The following is a 17,274-nucleotide window of genomic DNA, read 5'->3' as shown; positions in this document are numbered from 1 at the left end:
GGGATCCATTCGTTTGGAGATGGAGACTAATGGTGGATGCTTCACAACACACGCTTTTACCCGACGCAGAGCTCGATCTGCGGGGCGTCATTTGCCCTTACAATTTTGTCAAAACCAAGCTGAAGTTAGAAACGATGGAGGCAGGGCAGGTGCTTCTGGTCCATCTCGACGACGGCGATCCTATTCGCAACGTTCCGCGGAGCGTGAGCGACGATGGCCACGACATTCTGTCTCAGGTGCGAGTGGATCAATCGTTTCGCGTCATGATCAAGAAGCGCGAAGACGACTAGCGGGAGGGGCGGCATGGGTGATCCTTGCAAGATTGCGTTGAATCTTTATTGCCTCGACCCTCGATCACAAGTACGATCTGACTCGTATCCTTAACCGGCCGCCATTCTGCGAGTAGTGCCAGTGCGGTTCCCCTGAGAACCTCTTCCCCTGGTAGTGTCAGGTCCTTCAACAGGATGACCTTTTTCTTTAGGCTTGCACCGGCGAGGAGTTTGAGGATCGGTTTGACCTGCCGAGGTCTAGGGTAGACGACGGTCGTTCTTTTCCCCGCAATCACCCCGGCGACAAATCGTTGCAGTGCGATGCATCCGGTTGGAACTGCTCCCTCAAACATAAAGCTGTTACCGCTGAGCCCGGACAGGGCCAATCCTGCCGTACAGGCGGACGGGCCGGGAATGGTTTCGATTGCAATTCCTCGTGATGCCGCGGCGCACACGAGCAATTCCCCGACGTCGTAGATTCCAGGCATCCCGCAGTCTGACACTAGCGCGATGGATCGACCGCGCTCGAGATAATCGAGGAGCACGGGAACTTTCTCATCGGCGGTTTCGCGATCGTAGCTGGTCAGCCTCGAGGTCATACCGTGATGCGAAAGGAGCGCCTCGGTCGCTCGTGGTCGCTTCGCGGCGATGACATCGACGTTGCGGAGAACCCGCAATGCACGAATCGTCAGGTCGTCGGGATGCCCGATCGGCACTCCGATCAGGTATAAAATGCCGCAATGACGTGGAGAGGGCGCCTCGTTTCCTTGACTCTGTTCTCGCCGCATCTTTATAATTTCCAATTCTAAAAAACTGGCATTTTTTCTGAATTGTTGCGAGGATAGCCGGAGATGTCTTCTCTGTTTTTCATGCTCACGATGGCGTTGTACTTCGCGAGCACCGTGTGCTACCTCGCCTATCTTCTCCGGCGGGCTGAGTCACTGTCAAAAGTTTCCTTGGGGATGACCGCCATCGGATTTGCGACCCATACGGTCGCGCTGGTGGCGCGGATGTCCACTGGGGGGCAGACCCAGCTGCCGACATTCCATGAGGCCTTGTCGTTCTTCTCCTGGATGCTCATCCTGGTGTTTCTTGCCGTCGAGTTTCGTCGGCAAATCCACGTCTTGGGTTCTTTCATGGTACCGCTGGCACTGGTTTCCCTGGTAACCGCTGCCGCGTTTCCCGCGGATGAAGTCTCCAGCCTGAAGCCCGTCTTTAAGACGCTTTGGGTGCATGTGACGCTGAGCATGCTCGGAACCGTCGGGTTTGCCGTCGCGTTCGTTGCCGGCGTGATGTACCTGATTCAAGACGGCCTGCTCAAGTCCAAGCGTTTCAATGTGCTCTACGCCAAGTTGCCGGCTCTCGACTACCTGGACCATCTGAACCAGCAATCCATCGTCATGGGATTTCCCTTGCTGACGCTCGGTATCATCAGCGGCGCGTTTTCGGCGGAGATTGTCCGGGGTACCTATGTGAATTGGAATCCGGAGCAGACCTGGGCCGTCGTCACTTGGGTATTCTATTTCGTTGTCCTCGTGGGGCGCCTGACGGTCGGATGGCGAGCCAAACGGGCCGCCTATCTGACCATCATTGGGTTTGCGGGCGTTATTCTCACGCTGATCGGCGTTTTGTTGAAGAGCCACGGGCCGGTGTCTTGATATGCATGTGATCGTCGTCGGATTGAGCCACAAGACCGCCCCGGTCGAGATTCGCGAGAAACTCGCCGTGCCGGCCAGTCGCCTTGGGGAGGCGGTGAGCCGATTGTGTTCGTATCCGGGCGTCCGTGAGGGGCTGGTGCTCTCGACCTGCAACCGAGTGGAAGTCTACGCCGTGGTCGAAGATCTGGAGGCCGGCTATGGGAAGGTACAGGATTTTCTCGCCGACGCCCATCTCTCCTTGTCCTCCGAGCAACTGACCCCACATCTCTACTGGCATGCAGGTGATCGCGCAATCTCGCATCTGTTCCGCGTCGCCGCGAGCCTGGACTCGATGATCGTCGGCGAGTCTCAGATTCTCGGGCAGATCAAAGATGCCTTCGAGGTGGCGCTTACACACAAGACCTCGGGCCTCCTGCTGAACAAGATCATCAAGAAATCCATCTCCGTTGCCAAGCGTGTTCGCACGGAAACGAAGATTGCCGAGACCGCCGTGTCTGTGAGTTATGCAGCCGTCGAACTGGCGAAGAAAATTTTCTCGAATCTCAGCGAAAAGACCGTGTTGCTTATTGGCGCGGGCGAAATGGCGAAGTTGGCCGCACGACACTTGATCGCCAGCGGAGTGCGCCAAGTCCGGATCACGACCAGGAATTTCCAGCATGGCTTGGAATTGGCCAACCTCTTCAATGGAACTGCGGTTCCCTTTGAGGATTACAAAACGGAGTTGGCCGCGGCCGACATCGTGCTGGTCTCCACCGGAGCCGCCCATTACCTCGTCACCGCCGATGACGTGCAGCGTGCCGTGCGTCAGCGCATGAATCGTCCCATCTTCCTGATCGACATTTCGGTGCCACGCAACATCGATCCTGCCGTGCGCCCCATCGACAACGCGTTCCTCTTCGACATCGACGACCTTCAGATGCGGGTGGATCAAAACCGCGAAGAGCGCTTGAAGGAAGCGGAAAAAGCGGAGCACATGGTTCTGGATGAGGTCGCGGTCTTGCGCCAGTGGCTCAAGTCGCTGGAGGTCACGCCGACCATCGTGGCACTCCGAAGCCGTACCGAAGACATCAAGCGCCGAGAAATGGAGAAAACCCTGAGCCGGCTGCAGCATTTGTCGGCTGAGGATCGCGCGACGATCGAGGGGATGGCCTCTGCCATCGTCAACAAAATCGTTCACGGCACGATGGTCACCCTGAAATCCGAGGCGAACTCGTCGGGCGGCGCCGCGTTCGTGGAGGCCGCGCGAAGGTTTTTCAATCTCGAGGACGTCGGCCCGGGACCCGGAGCCGGGCATAGTCCGTCCGGTGAGGATCTGGAAGGAGCTGATGTCCCACGCGGGACGCGCGCCATTGCCGATCCGGTCCTCTTACCACCACCGTCAAAGGAGCAAGGGCGGAAGGTGGGCTGACCTCACTTATTCGCTCGTCGCATAGCTATGTTCGTTCGCCAGACTTCTATAGATTCTCCCACTTCGGTGATCCGCTGGTGCCGCCAATGAGCCGCACGACGCTCGTTCTCGGTACGCGTGGCAGCAAGCTTGCGCTGCAGCAGAGCCAGTGGGTCCAGGCGCGTCTTCAAGAATTGGCTCCCGGCATCACGATCACGCTGCAACGCATCCAAACATCCGGGGACCGCATCCTGGACGTCCCGCTTGCCAAAATCGGCGGCAAGGGCCTGTTCACGAAGGAAATCGAAGAGGCTCTGCTGCGGAAAGAAATCGACTTGGCCGTGCACAGTATGAAAGATGTGCCGACCGCGTTGCCCGAAGGGCTCGAGATTCTCTGCGTACCGCCACGGGAAGACGCGCGCGACGCCTTGATCACCCGTGACGGTTGCGCACTCGACGCGCTACGCCCGGGGGCTGTGATCGGAACCAGCAGTCTTCGCCGTCAGGCGCAACTGCTGCACCATCGCCCGGATTTCAAGATCGAGATGCTGCGGGGAAATCTGGACACCAGGTTGCGGAAATTGCGCGACGGGGTTTTCGATGCGATCGTGCTCGCCGCCGCCGGGCTGAATCGTCTCGAGTGGTCGAAAGAGATTACGCAACTGTTGCCCGTCGAGGTGAGTCTTCCGGCCATCGGCCAGGGGGCGCTGGGAATTGAAGCTCGCAGCGACGACGCGTTCGTAGGCGACATCTTGAAACGGTTCAATCATGAGCCTACTCAAACGGCTGTGATCGCGGAGCGGGCATTGCTCCATCGGTTGCAGGGCGGCTGCCAAGTTCCGATTGCGGCCCATGCTACGCTGCACGGCGACGCACTCACGCTCGAGGGGCTGGTCGCAAGTGTGGATGGAACCCGGGTGGTTCGGCATCGTACCCGAGGCGCGGCGGCCGAGGCTCGATGGTTAGGAACCACGCTGGCGGAACAATTGCTGGCCGACGGCGGCGATGTCATTCTCAAGGATATTTACGGACAGGCACCATAACTATGGCAGGGCAATCAGGCACGGTGTATTTGGTCGGCGCGGGGCCAGGGGATCCGAAGCTGCTGACTTTGCGTGGCAAGGAGTGTCTGGAGCGCGCTGATGTCGTGCTCTACGACTACTTGGCCAACCCCGCGCTGTTGGACCACGCGCCGGCGTCTGCGGAACGAATCTATGTGGGCCGACGGGGGCGTGGGCAGTATCGGGACCAAGCGGACATCAATCGCCTGTTGGTCGAACGTGCGCGCGGTGGAAAAATCGTGGTGCGGCTTAAGGGGGGCGATCCCTTCGTGTTCGGGCGAGGCGGCGAGGAGGCGGAAGCGGTTGCAGCTGCCGGTCTTCCGTTCGAGATCGTGCCCGGCGTGACTGCGGCGGTCGCGGTGCCGGCCTATGCGGGCATCCCGGTTACACATCGGACTTTGGCTTCGACCGTGACCTTTGTCACGGGTCATGAAGATCCCAGCAAGGGACAAAGCGGCATCGAATGGCCAAGGCTTGCCACGGCTCATGGCACGTTGGTGTTCCTCATGGGGATGACAAACCTGCCCCAGATCGTCGAGCGGTTGAAGGCTGAAGGGAAATCAGGATCGACTCCTGTGGCTGTCATCCGATGGGGGACCAGAACCACGCAACGCACGGTCGTGGCGACGCTGGACGACGTGGTCTCGAAAGCGCAGGTTGCGCGAATGGAACCGCCGACCGTGATTGTGGTCGGGGAAGTGGTAAGGCTGCGAGAACAGTTGAATTGGTTCGAGCGGCGTCCCCTCTTCGGCCGTCGTATTTTGGTGACGCGTCCCAAGGCACAGGCGTCGGAGTTGACGGAGTTGATTGCTGCGTATGGGGGCGAAGCGGTGGAATGCCCGACCATCGAGATTGGGGCTCCCGAGGAAACGGCCCCGCTCGAGGGGGCGCTTGATCGCCTGTCCACCTATCGCTGGCTGATTTTTACGAGCGTGAATGGCATTGCGCCGTTCATGAGCGCTTTGCGGGCTCGAGGTTTGGACGTTCGCGCGCTGGCGCAACTGACGATCTGTTGCATCGGTCCCAGAACAGCCCAGGAATTGGGCGCGTATGGTTTACGGGCGGACGTCGTTCCCGAGCAGTTTCAGGCGGAGGGGCTGATTGAAGTTCTGGCCGGAAGGAATCTTCGCGGGACGCGCGTTTTGATTCCGCGGGCGCTGATCGCGCGCGAATTGTTGCCGGAACAGTTGCGCAAGCAGGGAGCGGAGGTCGATGTCGTGCCGGTGTACCGGACGATCCAACCGGCGGTTGCGACCGAGCAGCTGATGGAACGATTACAGCAGCGAAGTCTCGACGCCGTCACGTTCACCAGTTCGTCGACGGTCCAGAACTTTGTGGCGCTCTTTGCTTCGCCGAGTGACGCGCGTCGTGCCCTGGGAGATGTGGTGGTCGCCTGCATCGGCCCGATTACCGCTGCAACCGCGCGGGACGCGGGTTTGGCCGTGCATGTGACGGCGACGCAGAATACTGTTCCGGCATTGGTGGAGGCCTTGGTCCGCCATTATGCTCAACCGAGCGAATGCCAACCGGCGTCCGCAGCGGCTCACTGAGCAAGACGCATCGTTCATAGTGTTGTCTCATACCAAGAGGGAGGTCATTCGATGGTTCCAGTGAAATCATTCATGGTTCCGAAAGACAAGTTCATCACCGTGGAGCGCGACATGGACGTCCGCACGGCGGGGCGCATCATGCGTGATCGCAATATCGGCAGCCTCTTCGTGACGAACGGGAAGGACGTGATCGGCATCATCACGGACACGGACATGGTGCGGCGCGTTGTGGCGACGGGTGCCGACATGACGAAGACGACGGTCGAACAGATCATGTCCGCTCCGTTGGTGACGATCGAGGAGAACAAGACGCTTTTGGATGCGAACGATCTGATGGCTCAGACCCACCTGCGGCATCTCGGGGTGACGCGCGACGGCCAGCTCGTCGGCATGATCTCGGTACGAGACCTGGTCGTCTTCTTGACCAACTTGCCGAGGAAGTGAGCGCGCATGGCATTTCCGATACAGCGGCTGCGTCGTCTCCGTGAACAAGAACCGTTTCGCCGCATGGTGCGTGAAACGACGCTGACTCCTGCCGATTTCATCTATCCGTTGTTTGTGACGGAGGGGCAGGGGCGGCGTGAGCCCATCGAGTCGATGCCTGGGCAGTCGAGACTCTCGATCGACCTGTTGGTGAAGGAGGCCCTGGAGGTCAAGGCTCTGGGGATTCCCGCAATCATCCTGTTCGGAATTCCGGATCGAAAGGATGAGCGGGGCAGTTCGGGATTCGACCCGAACGGGATCGTGCAGCGGGCGCTCCGAGCCGTCAAGCAGCAAGTGCCGGGTCTGATGCTGATCACAGACGTCTGCGTCGACGAATACACGAGCCATGGCCACTGCGGGATCGTCAAGGATGGGAAGATTCTGAACGACGAGACGCTGGACTGCCTGCGGGCCATGGCAAGAACGCATGCTCAGGCGGGCGCCGATATGGTCGCGCCGTCGGATATGATGGATGGCCGCGTGGGAGCCATTCGTGGTGAATTGGACCGGGCCGGATTTCCGGAACTTCCGATCATGGCCTACTCGGCGAAATTCGCCTCCTGCTTCTACGCGCCGTTCCGCGATGCGGCGAACTCGAGCCCTCAGTTCGGCGACCGGCAGTCTTACCAGATGGATCCGGCGAACAAGCGCGAGGCATTGCGGGAGATCGACTTGGATGTGGAAGAGGGGGCGGACATCGTGATGGTCAAGCCGGCGTTGCCGTACCTCGACATCATCAGCGCCGCGCGCGAACGGACCCAGTTGCCGGTGGCGGCCTACCAGGTCAGTGGAGAATACAGCATGATCAAGGCCGCGGCCCAAGCCGGGTGGCTGGATGAGCAGCGGGCGATGCTGGAATCTCTCCTGGCCATCAAACGGGCCGGTGCGGACATGATCCTGACCTACTTTGCCAAAGAGGCGGCCAAGCTGTTGCGCTGACGATGCCCATGAAGATTTCCCGCGGTCCCTCGTATTCTCAACTCCGCCCCTATCCGGTGGTGACGATCGGCAATTTCGACGGCCATCACCGCGGCCATCGCGCGTTGCTCCAACAGGTGGTCGATACTGCGCAGCGGCATGAGGGGACGGCTGTCGTGCTGACCTTCGATCCGCACCCGGTCAAGATTCTGGCTCCCCATGTAAATCTCCAGTTTCTTACGACCCCCGAAGAAAAGTTGCAGCGTTTCGAGGCCGCGGGCGTGGACGAGGTCGTCTTCTTAGAATTCAGTCCGCAGTTCGCGTCCTTGAGTCCGGACGACTTTGCCCGCCGCGTGTTGCATGACGCCTTGCACACTAAAGAGCTCTTTGTCGGCGAACATTTTGCCTTTGGCAAAGGACGGGCCGGTCGGATTGCCGACCTCATGGCGTTCGGCGGCCGGTACGGGTTCGAGGTGCACCCGGTCGCTCCGCTGCGCATGGATGAAGAAGTCGTCAGCTCGACCAAGATTCGGCAAGCGATTTCGGCAGGCGATCTGCGCAAGGCCCATCGGTTTTTGGGGCGCCCCTACAGTATCGACGGCGTTGTGCTCCACGGCGCGAAACGGGGGACCGATCTGGGCTGGCCCACGGCCAATCTTCGTCTTCCCGCGGAACGGGTTACGCCGCCGGACGGGGTGTACTCGGCCCAGGTGATCTGGCGCGGCAAGTCGTTCGATGCCGTCTCGTATATCGGCACAAGGCCGACGTTCGGGGCCGGGGAGCGGTTGTTGGAAGTGACTCTGCTCGATCAGCGACTGGAATTGTACGGCGAGCTGTTGAGCGTTCGACTCATCGGCCGCGTCCGCGGCGACATGACGTTTCTCACGGCGGATGCACTCAGTCGGCAGATCGCCTGTGACGTCGAGGAAGCGCGGACGCAACTGCGTGATGCCACGGAGCAGGCGGAGTCGTTGGCGCCGCACCCCTGAAGGTCACCATGCCGTCTCTTGCCGCGCCTCAGTCACATCTCCTAGACCGGCGCGTAGCGTCGGCCCTACGGGCACACCGCCTCATCACTCGCGGAGAGAAGATCCTGGTCGCCGTGTCCGGCGGCCCCGATTCCGTCGCGTTGCTGCGCTCTCTCCATGCACTCTCCTCTCGTTGGCGCTTGTCCTTGACTGTCATCCATTGTGACTACGGGCTCCGCGGCGCTGAATCCGACGGCGATGCCGGTTTCGTACGGGAACTCTGCGAGCGACTTGCCCTTCCATTCATTCTGCGGCGGATGGAGTCGCGTCGGGCGCCCGGGATGTCCAGTTCACTTCAGGCCCGCGCGCGCGAGGCGAGGTATCGCTTGTTTTGCGACCTGGCACAGGATCTGAAGTTTGATCGGGTTGCGTTGGGCCACACGGCCGACGACCAGGCCGAGACCCTCCTGCTTCGGTTGCTGCGCGGCTCCGGTCTCAGGGGGATGACCGGGATGTCGCCGGTGCGAGACGGGTTCTTCGTTCGTCCCTTGTTGCAATTGACCAGGCGGGAGATTCTCGATTACCTGGATGAACGGGGACAGGCGTTTCGGACCGACTCCAGCAACGCGAAGGATCTGTATCTCCGCAACCGTGTTCGCCGCGAAGTCGTGCCGGTGCTGAATACATTGGCTCCCGGGGCTGTCCGGAGGCTGGCGCGGCAGGCAGATCTAGTTCGCGACGACGAGGCCGCCCTCCACGCGCTCACCCTGGACCGTTGGGAAACGGTTCGGCAGCGTGAGTCTGCGGATGCCATCGAATTGAATCGTCAGGTCTTCGTGAAAGAATCACGGGCATTGCAGCGCCGGTTGGTCAGGATGGCAGTCGAGCGACTCCTTCCAGGCTTGCCGCCGCCCCCCTTCCATGCCGTGCAAACCATCGTCGGCTATGCCGGGTCCCCACGGTCCGGTGCAGGATGGCGGTGGAGGAATTTCGGCGTCACCTGTGAGCCGCGCATGATCCGAATTGAACTGATGTCGTCGATTCTCCTCGGTCGACGGGAGCGCGAAACGTCAAGTCGATCATCGGTTCATCCGGAGGCGATCAACATCGAAACCCTACCTTGGAGCGGGGTATGGTCCCACACAGGTCAAGGGATCTCAATCACATGTGTCTCCGCAGAGGAAGTGTTCGGGCTTCATGAGCGTGTGTCCCCGAACGAAGTCTTCATCGATGGCGACCTCGTCGGCGTACCGCTCTCGATTCGTTCCTGGAAGCCTGGCGATTGGTTTTGTCCCGATGGGATGAAAGGGCGCCGAAAGAAATTGCAAGATTACTTCACAGATGCGAAACTGAGCCGATCTTTGCGAAGGCGCATTCCGTTGGTCGTCTCCGCCGCGGGGCTTGTGTGGGTGGCGGGCTATCGAGTGGACGAACGGTTCCGTGCTCGAGCCGAGAGCAAGCAGGTTTTCCGTATGACCATTCATATCGATTCTCGAGGGGAAGGAGCCCGTTAGAGCATGGATCGCATTTTCGGCCGGCCGCTGGTGACACAGGAACAGATGCGTACCCGTATCAGGGAGTTGGGCAGGCAGATTGCCGCCGATTATGCGGGAAAAGATCTGGTGTTACTCGGCGTCCTGAAGGGGGCCTATGCTTTCTATGCCGATCTGGCCCGTGCAATCCGCATCCCTTTGAGGGTGGACTTCATTGTCGTCACCAGCTACGGCACCAGGTCGAAAAGCTCGGGGAAGGTCAAACTGGTGTCGGACTTGACCGAACCGGTGGCGGGGAAAGACGTATTACTGGTTGAAGATATTGTCGATAGCGGATTGACGGTCAATTATCTTTTGAAGACCCTCGCTAAGAAGAAGCCGCGCTCGATCAAGGTGTGCACGTTGCTGAGCAAGCCGGAGCGCCGCACGATCGACGTCGAGTTGCAGTACGTCGGATTCAAGATTCCCAACAAGTTCGTGGTTGGCTATGGGCTCGACTATCAGCAGAAGTATCGCAATCTTCCTTACCTGGCCGCTCTCGATCAAGAGGAGGAACCCGAGCAGGAGTCGGCATGATTAAGTTGTCACTCCAACGAAACGTGTGTTAACATTCTGCAAGGTTATCATCGTCTTCTGTCTGCCTGGGATCCCCAAAGGAGAGGTGGATGAATTCACGCGTAAAGAATCTGCTGTTCTGGGTCGTCGTCGGCCTGTTCATGATTCTCTTGTTCAATCTGTTCAGTGTTCCGACGCACGCGCCAGAGGATGAGGTTATATTCAGCGACTTCATGGCCAAGCTCGACAAGGGCGAGGTGATGAAGGTCACGATCAAGGCCAACCACGTCAGCGCGATCTTGAAGGATCAAAGCCGGATTCGGACCTATACGGCCGAATATCCCGAGCTGGTAAAGGTTCTTCGTGAAAAAGACGTGCAGATCGAGGCAAGGCCGCCGGATGAAAGCCCTTGGTATATCACCTTCCTGGTGACGTGGGGGCCGTTCATCCTGTTCTTAGGCCTGTGGTTCTTCCTTATGCGCCAGATGCAAATCGGCGGCAACAAGGCTCTGTCGTTCGGCAAGAGTCGGGCGCGTATGCTGACTGAGGAACGGAAGAAGGTGACCTTTTCCGACGTCGCCGGCATCGAGGAAGCGAAGGAAGAAGTCCTGGAGATCATCGAATTTCTCAAGGATCCGCGGAAGTTCCAGAAGTTGGGCGGCCGGATTCCGAAGGGCGTCTTGATCGTCGGTCCTCCGGGAACCGGGAAGACCCTCTTGGCGAAAGCCATCGCCGGCGAAGCCGGTGTCCCGTTTTTCAGCATCAGCGGGTCAGACTTCGTGGAGATGTTCGTCGGTGTCGGCGCCTCGCGCGTCCGAGACCTGTTCGAGCAGGGCAAGAAGCACGCGCCCTGTATCATTTTCATCGATGAAATCGATGCAGTCGGTCGCCTGCGTGGAGCAGGACTCGGCGGTGGTCACGATGAGCGGGAACAGACCCTCAATCAGTTGCTCGTTGAAATGGACGGCTTCGATACGACCGAAGGTGTCATTCTGATCGCGGCCACGAATCGGCCCGACGTGTTGGATCCTGCCTTGCTGCGCCCCGGCCGTTTTGACCGCCAGGTCGTGGTGAACAGACCGGACCTGCGTGGCCGTTCGGAAATTCTCAAGGTACATACCAAGAAAGTACCCTTGGCTTCGGATGTGGAACTGGAAAAGATTGCCCGGGGAACCCCTGGCTTCTCAGGGGCTGATTTGGAAAACCTGGTCAACGAGGCGGCGCTGTGGGCAGCCAGGCAGAATAAGAAAGAAGTTGAGCTGATCGACTTCGAAATGGCCAAGGATAAGGTCCTGATGGGCGCGGAGCGCAAGAGCATGATCTTGAGCGACGAGGAAAAGCGCATCACGGCCTACCATGAGGCCGGTCATGCCCTCATGGCAAAACTTCTTCCTGGCACGGACCCTGTCCACAAGGTCACGATTATTCCCAGAGGCCGGGCACTGGGTGTCACCATGCAGTTGCCCACGGACGACCGGCATAACTACTCCAAGGACTTCCTCTACAACAACCTGGCTATCCTTATGGGCGGGCGTGTGGCGGAAGAGCTGGTGTTACACCGAGTGACGACCGGGGCGGGGAACGACCTTGAGCGGGCAACCGACCTGGCCAGGAAAATGGTCTGTGAATGGGGGATGAGCGAGAAACTTGGACCACTGACGTTCGGTCGTAAGGAAGAGGAAATCTTCTTGGGCCGAGAGATCGCGACGAAACGCGATTTCAGCGAGCAGGTCGCGTTGGAAATCGACCATGAGATCAAGCGCCTGGTGACCGAGAATTACGAGCGGGCCAAGCGCGTCCTGACCGAAAACATGGTAAGCCTCAAGGCGCTGGCGGAGGCCTTGCTGGAGAAGGAAGTCCTCGACGCGCCCGAGATCGATCAGATCCTGTTGCAAGGGTCCTCCTCCCAGACCGTTCCTGCCTAACGCCACTGATAGCAAAAGAGCCTGTCCGGACACCCTCCGGACAGGCCTTGATACGAAGTCGGCCCGTGGAGGAAGTGCGGGCCGCTATCTCCGATCACTCGAGCGTCTATCTTCCACCACGCGCCGTTCCGTCCGCGCGGTTTCTCATTCGTCGGGCGACTACCGCAATCTCAAGGGATGAGTGTTGGCCATTTCCTCCCATAGATCACGCAGATTGCCCCTCTGGACCGCCGGCCCCCACACGTTTCACTTTGAGGCGCGTCCGCTCATCATGGGCATTCTGAATGTTACGCCTGATTCGTTTTCCGACGGCGCCGCCTTTGCCACGGTTGAGGAGGCCGTTGCACGGGCCGCCATGATGAAAGCGGAAGGGGCGGACATCATCGACATCGGTGCTGAATCGACCAGGCCTGGGGCCTCGCCCATCGACGAAGCGGAGGAGCTCCGCCGGCTGTTGCCGGTACTGGAAGCGGTGCATGCGGCCGTGCCCGTCCCTGTTTCCGTTGACACCACCAAATCAGGCGTCGCGCGTCAGGCCATCGAGCGAGGCGCGGTCATCGTGAACGACGTGAGCGCATTTCGGCAAGATCCTCGCATGGCGACCCTGGTTGCGGAACGAGGGGTCGGGGCGGTCCTGATGCATATGCAGGGGATTCCCCAGACCATGCAGCGGAATCCATCGTACGTAGATGTCACCAGAGAGGTGGCGGATTTTCTTCGCGAGCGTGCGGCGGCTGCCATCGCTCTGGGCGTCAAGCCGGAGCAGATCGTGCTTGACCCAGGCATCGGTTTTGGTAAGCTCGAAGAGCATAATCTTCAGCTGCTCGCGGAACTGGATATGTTGACCCAGCTTGGCCATCCGCTCCTGATCGGTGTCTCCCGCAAAGCCTTTATTGGCCGCATCGTCAACCAACCGGTGCAGGAGCGCGTTTACGGTACAGCCGGCGCGGTCGCGGCGGCCGTTCTCAGGGGCGCCCAGATTCTGCGGGTTCACGACGTGCGAGCGATGCGTGAAGCAGCCATGGTCGCCGCGGCCATTGCACAACGATCACACTCCCATTCTCAGGTGTCTCATGCGTAAATTGTTCGGTACAGACGGGGTTCGCGGGGTCGCCAACCTGGAGCCCATGACCAGCGAAACGGCGATGCAACTTGGGCGCGCAGCCGCTCACATTTTCATGCGTCGGGCCGGTCGCCACCAGATCGTCATCGGCAAGGACACCAGGCTGTCCGGGTACATGCTCGAATCCGCACTGATTTCTGGAATCTGTTCCATGGGTGTGGACGTGCTGTTGGTCGGGCCGATGCCCACTCCGGCGATTGCGTTTATGACCCGCAGTCTTCGTGCGGATGCCGGTGTCGTCATCTCGGCGTCGCACAATCCTTATCAGGACAACGGCATCAAATTCTTCTCCAACGACGGATTCAAGTTACCGGATGAGTTGGAAGCCCGTATCGAACAGTTGATCGTGTCGGACGAAATCAAGCATCTACGTCCCACCGCTGACGCGATCGGGAAGGCCTACCGGATCGACGATGCCGAAGGGCGGTACATTGAGTTCGTGAAACGCTCCTTGCCGAGAGATCTCGACTTCCAGGGCATCAAGCTCGTTGTGGACTGCGCGAACGGCGCCGCCTACAAAGTCGCACCGGCGGTGTTGCGCGAATTGGGCGCCACCATCCACGTCATCGGGGACAAGCCGGACGGTATGAACATCAATGCCGGCTGCGGGGCCGTGCATGCGGAACGATTGCAGGAAGTCGTTCGCGAACAAGGAGCCGACGTCGGCGTGGCGTTGGACGGTGATGCCGACCGCGCAATCTTCGTCTGCGAGCAGGGTTCGGTGGTCGACGGCGACCATGTCATGGCGGCGTTGGGGCTGGATATGTACGCGCAAGGCCAGCTCAACAAAAAAACCGTCGTGGGCACCGTGATGAGCAATTTCGGACTGGAAATCGCGTTGAACAAGGCCGGACTCAACTTGGTCCGGACGCCGGTCGGCGATCGTTACCTGATGGAGCGCATGCAGGCTGATGGGTACAATTTCGGTGGGGAGCAGTCCGGGCATTTTATCTTCCTGGATCACAATACGACCGGGGATGGGCTCATTTCCGCCCTGCAAATCCTCTCGTTGATGAAGCGCACGGGCAAGCCGCTGTCCGAGTTGGCCAAGGCCATGACTGCGGTCCCGCAGGTGCTGTTGAACGTGCAGGTGAAACACAAACCGGATCTCAATCAGATTCCGGACATTCAGCAGGCGATTAAGGCCGGGGAGGCCAAGCTGAACGGCAGCGGACGGGTCCTCGTGCGGTACTCGGGGACCGAGTCGCTGCTCCGCATCATGGTGGAAGGCGAACGGGACTCGACGATTCGCGAGGTCGCCGACCACTTGGCTAAGATCGTGCGCGCCCGCATCGGCTGAAACGGCGCAGTCGGCACGGGCGTCGGATGTTACCGGCCGTCACCCTCGTATTCATCCTCGGGCTCGCTCTCGGTTCGTACTTCCAGTACTTTCCTGTCACGGTTCTGAGCTGTTTGATTGTCTCGACCGGCGTTGTCCTCGCCTGTGAATCCCGACGCACGCTTCCGGCAAGCAGGGGGGCGGCGCTTCTCGCCGGTCTCTTCGCAGGCACGCTCTACTGGGTGCTCTTCAGCTGGGGAACTCACTCCCTGACGATCCCTGATTACCCTCGAAAGTCAACAACCTGGATCGAAGGACCCATCTCGCATTCCGTGCGCCATGCACCAGGACGTGTGACCATGGAGGTGTCCGTAATCCGAACGGACGACCCGGCCATTTCCGGCCCTTTCAAGCTGCGGATGACCTGGCGTGATCCCGATATGGAATTGTTTCAGGGCATGTATATCCGAGCGCGGGCTATGCTGCGCGCTCCATCCGGGACCCTCAACCCGCGCGGGTTCGACTATGCTGCGTATCTGGAAGGCCAGGGAATCGATGCCGTGGCGACCGTGTCTGGTCCCGGCGCAGTCCATGTGGTTGAAAGAGCGGCTCCGTCGGCCTGGTTCATTCCAACCTTGCTTGAGCGATGGCGGGGGACTGTTCGTTCGGCCGCTGCCTCGCTCGAGGAGCCGGCGCGTAGCCTCTTCCTCAGTCTGACGATCGGTGAGCAAGGAACCCTGCCGGTCGACGTTCGGGAATGGTTCATGACCACCGGCACCGTGCACATCCTATCGATTTCCGGTTCACACCTTGGCCTGATTGCGCTGCTCACCTATGGACTCATTCGGAGCCTATGTCGTCGATTGCCCGTCACGGCGTTGCTGGCACTATCTCGACGTATTGCGCCGAGCCGGTTGGCTGCGGTGGCGACATTCATCCCGGTCGTAGCGTACACCTTGTTGGCGGGGGCAGAGACCGCGACGATTCGTTCGTGCCTCATGATCGCCGTCGGCCTCCTTGCGGTCTGGTTCGGGTATCCCCGCTATGTTCTGCATGCCCTTGCTGCTTCCGCGGGGATCACGCTTCTCGCGAATCCGTCCGCGTTGTATGACATTTCGTTCCAGCTGTCCTATGGGTCGGTGTTGGTTTTGGCTTTGGTGCTGGAGCGGAGCATCGACGAGGACACGCCGGTGGAGTCGGTTCGGCCATGGAGGGGGCGGGCACTCGAGTGGCTTCGTGAGTCGCTTCGGGTGACCTGCTACGTGACCGTTGCGACCCTGCCGTTGGTGGCATTTTATTTCAATCAAGTGCCGTGGCTGGGGCTATTCGCCAACCTGCTCGTGATCCCATTTGTGGGTGCGTTGCTTTTACCGATCTGTCTCGCCTCCGCTGTGTGGACCATCGCACTCGAGCGTCCGATGCTGCTTGGGACCGACCTGATTGCCTGGCTGTCGAATGGGCTCATCGAAGTGGTTCGCTGGATGGCCGGTCTGCCTGCGGCGGAATGGTTCGTGGCGGCGCCGAGCCTCCCAACGATGGCCCTGTTCTACCTGCTGGGATTCGGATTCCTTCGTCGGTTGGCCGCTGAGCGGTCCGACCCCAGGCGTCCTGCGATGGTCTTCGGTATGGCGCTCTTGCTGGTCTGGTGGTTGTGGTCGCCGCGGCCATTTCCCTCTCAGGACCGCGTGCGCGTGACCTTTCTCGATGTGGGTCAGGGCGACAGCGCCGTGATCGAATTGCCCTCGCAGGTCGTGTTCGTCATCGACGGCGGCGCGGCGTACGAACGTTTCGACATGGGCCGTGGGGTGTTGGCGCCCTTTCTTTGGAACCGTGGCATTCGCCGACTCGACCACGTCGTCGGTACACATCCGCAGTTGGACCATGTCGGAGGACTGACCTGGGTGTTGGGGCATTTTACGGTCGGGACCTTTTGGACGAACGGGATGACGCGGGAGGAGGAATTCTGGCAACGGCTCGATCATACGGCCACCCGGCGAGACGTGAAGCTGACCGTCGCATCCCCGGATCGCGGGGTGGTGGTGCCTGGACCTTGCCAGGTGACATTTCTCAACCCGCCGGCTGATCGTCGGCTGCTCTCGGCCCGCGAAGCGGCGTCATTGAATAACCAATCGGTCGTCACAGAGTTCGACTGCCACCAGCGCCGCATGCTCTTTACCGGTGATATCGAACGGGAAGGGTTGGCGCGCCTGCAAGAATCCGGAATGACCCGCTCGCTGGCCCTGCTCAAGGTGCCGCATCACGGTTCCCGCAATTCTCTGGAGACGTCTTGGCTCGAAGCCGCGACACCCGAGGTGGCAGTGGTGTCAGCCGGCCGACACAATAGCTATGGACACCCGGCCGGCCAAGTGTTGGCGGCCTATCAGTCCGTGGGGGCGCAGGTGCATCGCACCGATCGGCAGGGGGCCATTTGGGTGGACTTGGATCTCGCGAGCGACCGGATGCAAGTTCATAGCATGGAGGAGTGGCAACTCCACTCAGTGACGCTCAGGGCAGCTCTCCCTTCCACCGAGTGGGAGAATGTCATCAAACTCTGGCGACGATGGAATTGGCTCTAAGCTCCCCGCCGTCTTCCGGCCTACCTCGG

General features: G+C 60.0%; 15 protein-coding genes. 14 read left to right on the top strand and 1 reads right to left on the bottom strand.

The annotated features are described in order from the left end of the window. Nucleotides 1–29: 29 nt before the first annotated feature. On the top strand, nucleotides 30–290 hold the full coding sequence (locus KF814_01830; GenBank protein ID MBX3234867.1) for a sulfurtransferase TusA family protein: 261 nt from the start codon (nucleotides 30–32) through the stop codon (nucleotides 288–290). Here KF814_01830 and KF814_01825 read toward each other — a convergent pair. After that, the gene (locus KF814_01825; protein ID MBX3234866.1) at nucleotides 287–1,057 is read right to left on the bottom strand and encodes a hypothetical protein; all 771 of its coding nucleotides are present in this window, start codon (nucleotides 1,055–1,057) and stop codon (nucleotides 287–289) included. The two genes, KF814_01830 and KF814_01825, sit on opposite strands and share 4 nt — an antisense overlap. 63 nt (nucleotides 1,058–1,120) lie before the next feature. Here KF814_01825 and ccsA point away from each other — a divergent pair, with 63 nt between their 5' ends. The 13 genes from ccsA (at nucleotide 1,121) to KF814_01760 (ending at nucleotide 17,245) form a co-directional block, all read left to right on the top strand. After that, a complete protein-coding gene (gene ccsA / locus KF814_01820; GenBank protein ID MBX3234865.1) occupies nucleotides 1,121–1,927 on the top strand; it encodes a cytochrome c biogenesis protein CcsA in 807 nt (268 codons plus the stop codon). Between the two features lies 1 nt (nucleotide 1,928). Next, nucleotides 1,929–3,335 carry a glutamyl-tRNA reductase gene (gene hemA, locus KF814_01815; GenBank protein ID MBX3234864.1) on the top strand — a complete coding sequence of 469 codons (1,407 nt, stop codon included), beginning with the start codon at nucleotides 1,929–1,931 and terminating at the stop codon, nucleotides 3,333–3,335. Between the two features lie 86 nt (nucleotides 3,336–3,421). Continuing rightward, entirely contained in the window at nucleotides 3,422–4,357 is a 936-nt protein-coding gene (hemC, locus tag KF814_01810; GenBank protein MBX3234863.1) for a hydroxymethylbilane synthase, read from the top strand. 2 nt (nucleotides 4,358–4,359) lie between these two features. After that, complete coding sequence (cobA, locus tag KF814_01805; protein MBX3234862.1) at nucleotides 4,360–5,925, top strand: uroporphyrinogen-III C-methyltransferase; 1,566 nt, start codon at nucleotides 4,360–4,362, stop codon at nucleotides 5,923–5,925. A gap of 51 nt (nucleotides 5,926–5,976) precedes the next feature. Then, nucleotides 5,977–6,369 carry a CBS domain-containing protein gene (locus KF814_01800; GenBank protein MBX3234861.1) on the top strand — a complete coding sequence of 131 codons (393 nt, stop codon included), beginning with the start codon at nucleotides 5,977–5,979 and terminating at the stop codon, nucleotides 6,367–6,369. A gap of 6 nt (nucleotides 6,370–6,375) precedes the next feature. Next, nucleotides 6,376–7,347: a porphobilinogen synthase gene (gene hemB / locus KF814_01795; GenBank protein MBX3234860.1), complete on the top strand. Its 972-nt coding sequence runs from the start codon at nucleotides 6,376–6,378 to the stop codon at nucleotides 7,345–7,347. An 8-nt stretch (nucleotides 7,348–7,355) separates the two neighbouring features. Then, nucleotides 7,356–8,315 carry a bifunctional riboflavin kinase/FAD synthetase gene (locus KF814_01790; protein ID MBX3234859.1) on the top strand — a complete coding sequence of 320 codons (960 nt, stop codon included), beginning with the start codon at nucleotides 7,356–7,358 and terminating at the stop codon, nucleotides 8,313–8,315. Between the two features lie 8 nt (nucleotides 8,316–8,323). After that, nucleotides 8,324–9,808: a tRNA lysidine(34) synthetase TilS gene (gene tilS, locus KF814_01785; protein ID MBX3234858.1), complete on the top strand. Its 1,485-nt coding sequence runs from the start codon at nucleotides 8,324–8,326 to the stop codon at nucleotides 9,806–9,808. 3 nt (nucleotides 9,809–9,811) lie between these two features. Continuing rightward, nucleotides 9,812–10,363: a hypoxanthine phosphoribosyltransferase gene (gene hpt, locus KF814_01780; protein MBX3234857.1), complete on the top strand. Its 552-nt coding sequence runs from the start codon at nucleotides 9,812–9,814 to the stop codon at nucleotides 10,361–10,363. An 89-nt stretch (nucleotides 10,364–10,452) separates the two neighbouring features. Further along, entirely contained in the window at nucleotides 10,453–12,267 is a 1,815-nt protein-coding gene (gene ftsH, locus KF814_01775; protein ID MBX3234856.1) for an ATP-dependent zinc metalloprotease FtsH, read from the top strand. Between the two features lie 271 nt (nucleotides 12,268–12,538). Further along, nucleotides 12,539–13,348 carry a dihydropteroate synthase gene (folP, locus tag KF814_01770; protein ID MBX3234855.1) on the top strand — a complete coding sequence of 270 codons (810 nt, stop codon included), beginning with the start codon at nucleotides 12,539–12,541 and terminating at the stop codon, nucleotides 13,346–13,348. After that, nucleotides 13,341–14,690 (top strand): phosphoglucosamine mutase, encoded by a 1,350-nt coding sequence (locus tag KF814_01765; GenBank protein MBX3234854.1) that lies wholly within the window; start codon nucleotides 13,341–13,343, stop codon nucleotides 14,688–14,690. The genes folP and KF814_01765 overlap by 8 nt, the downstream gene beginning before the upstream one ends. A gap of 26 nt (nucleotides 14,691–14,716) precedes the next feature. Continuing rightward, a complete protein-coding gene (locus KF814_01760) occupies nucleotides 14,717–17,245 on the top strand; it encodes a ComEC/Rec2 family competence protein (protein ID MBX3234853.1) in 2,529 nt (842 codons plus the stop codon). Nucleotides 17,246–17,274 lie beyond the last annotated feature (29 nt).

It is taken from the genome of Nitrospiraceae bacterium, assembly GCA_019637075.1.
In the GTDB taxonomy this organism is placed as follows: Bacteria; Nitrospirota; Nitrospiria; order Nitrospirales; family Nitrospiraceae; genus JAHBWI01.
Note: the sequence above shows the minus strand (reverse complement) of the source record. Positions and strands in the feature narration are given on the sequence as shown.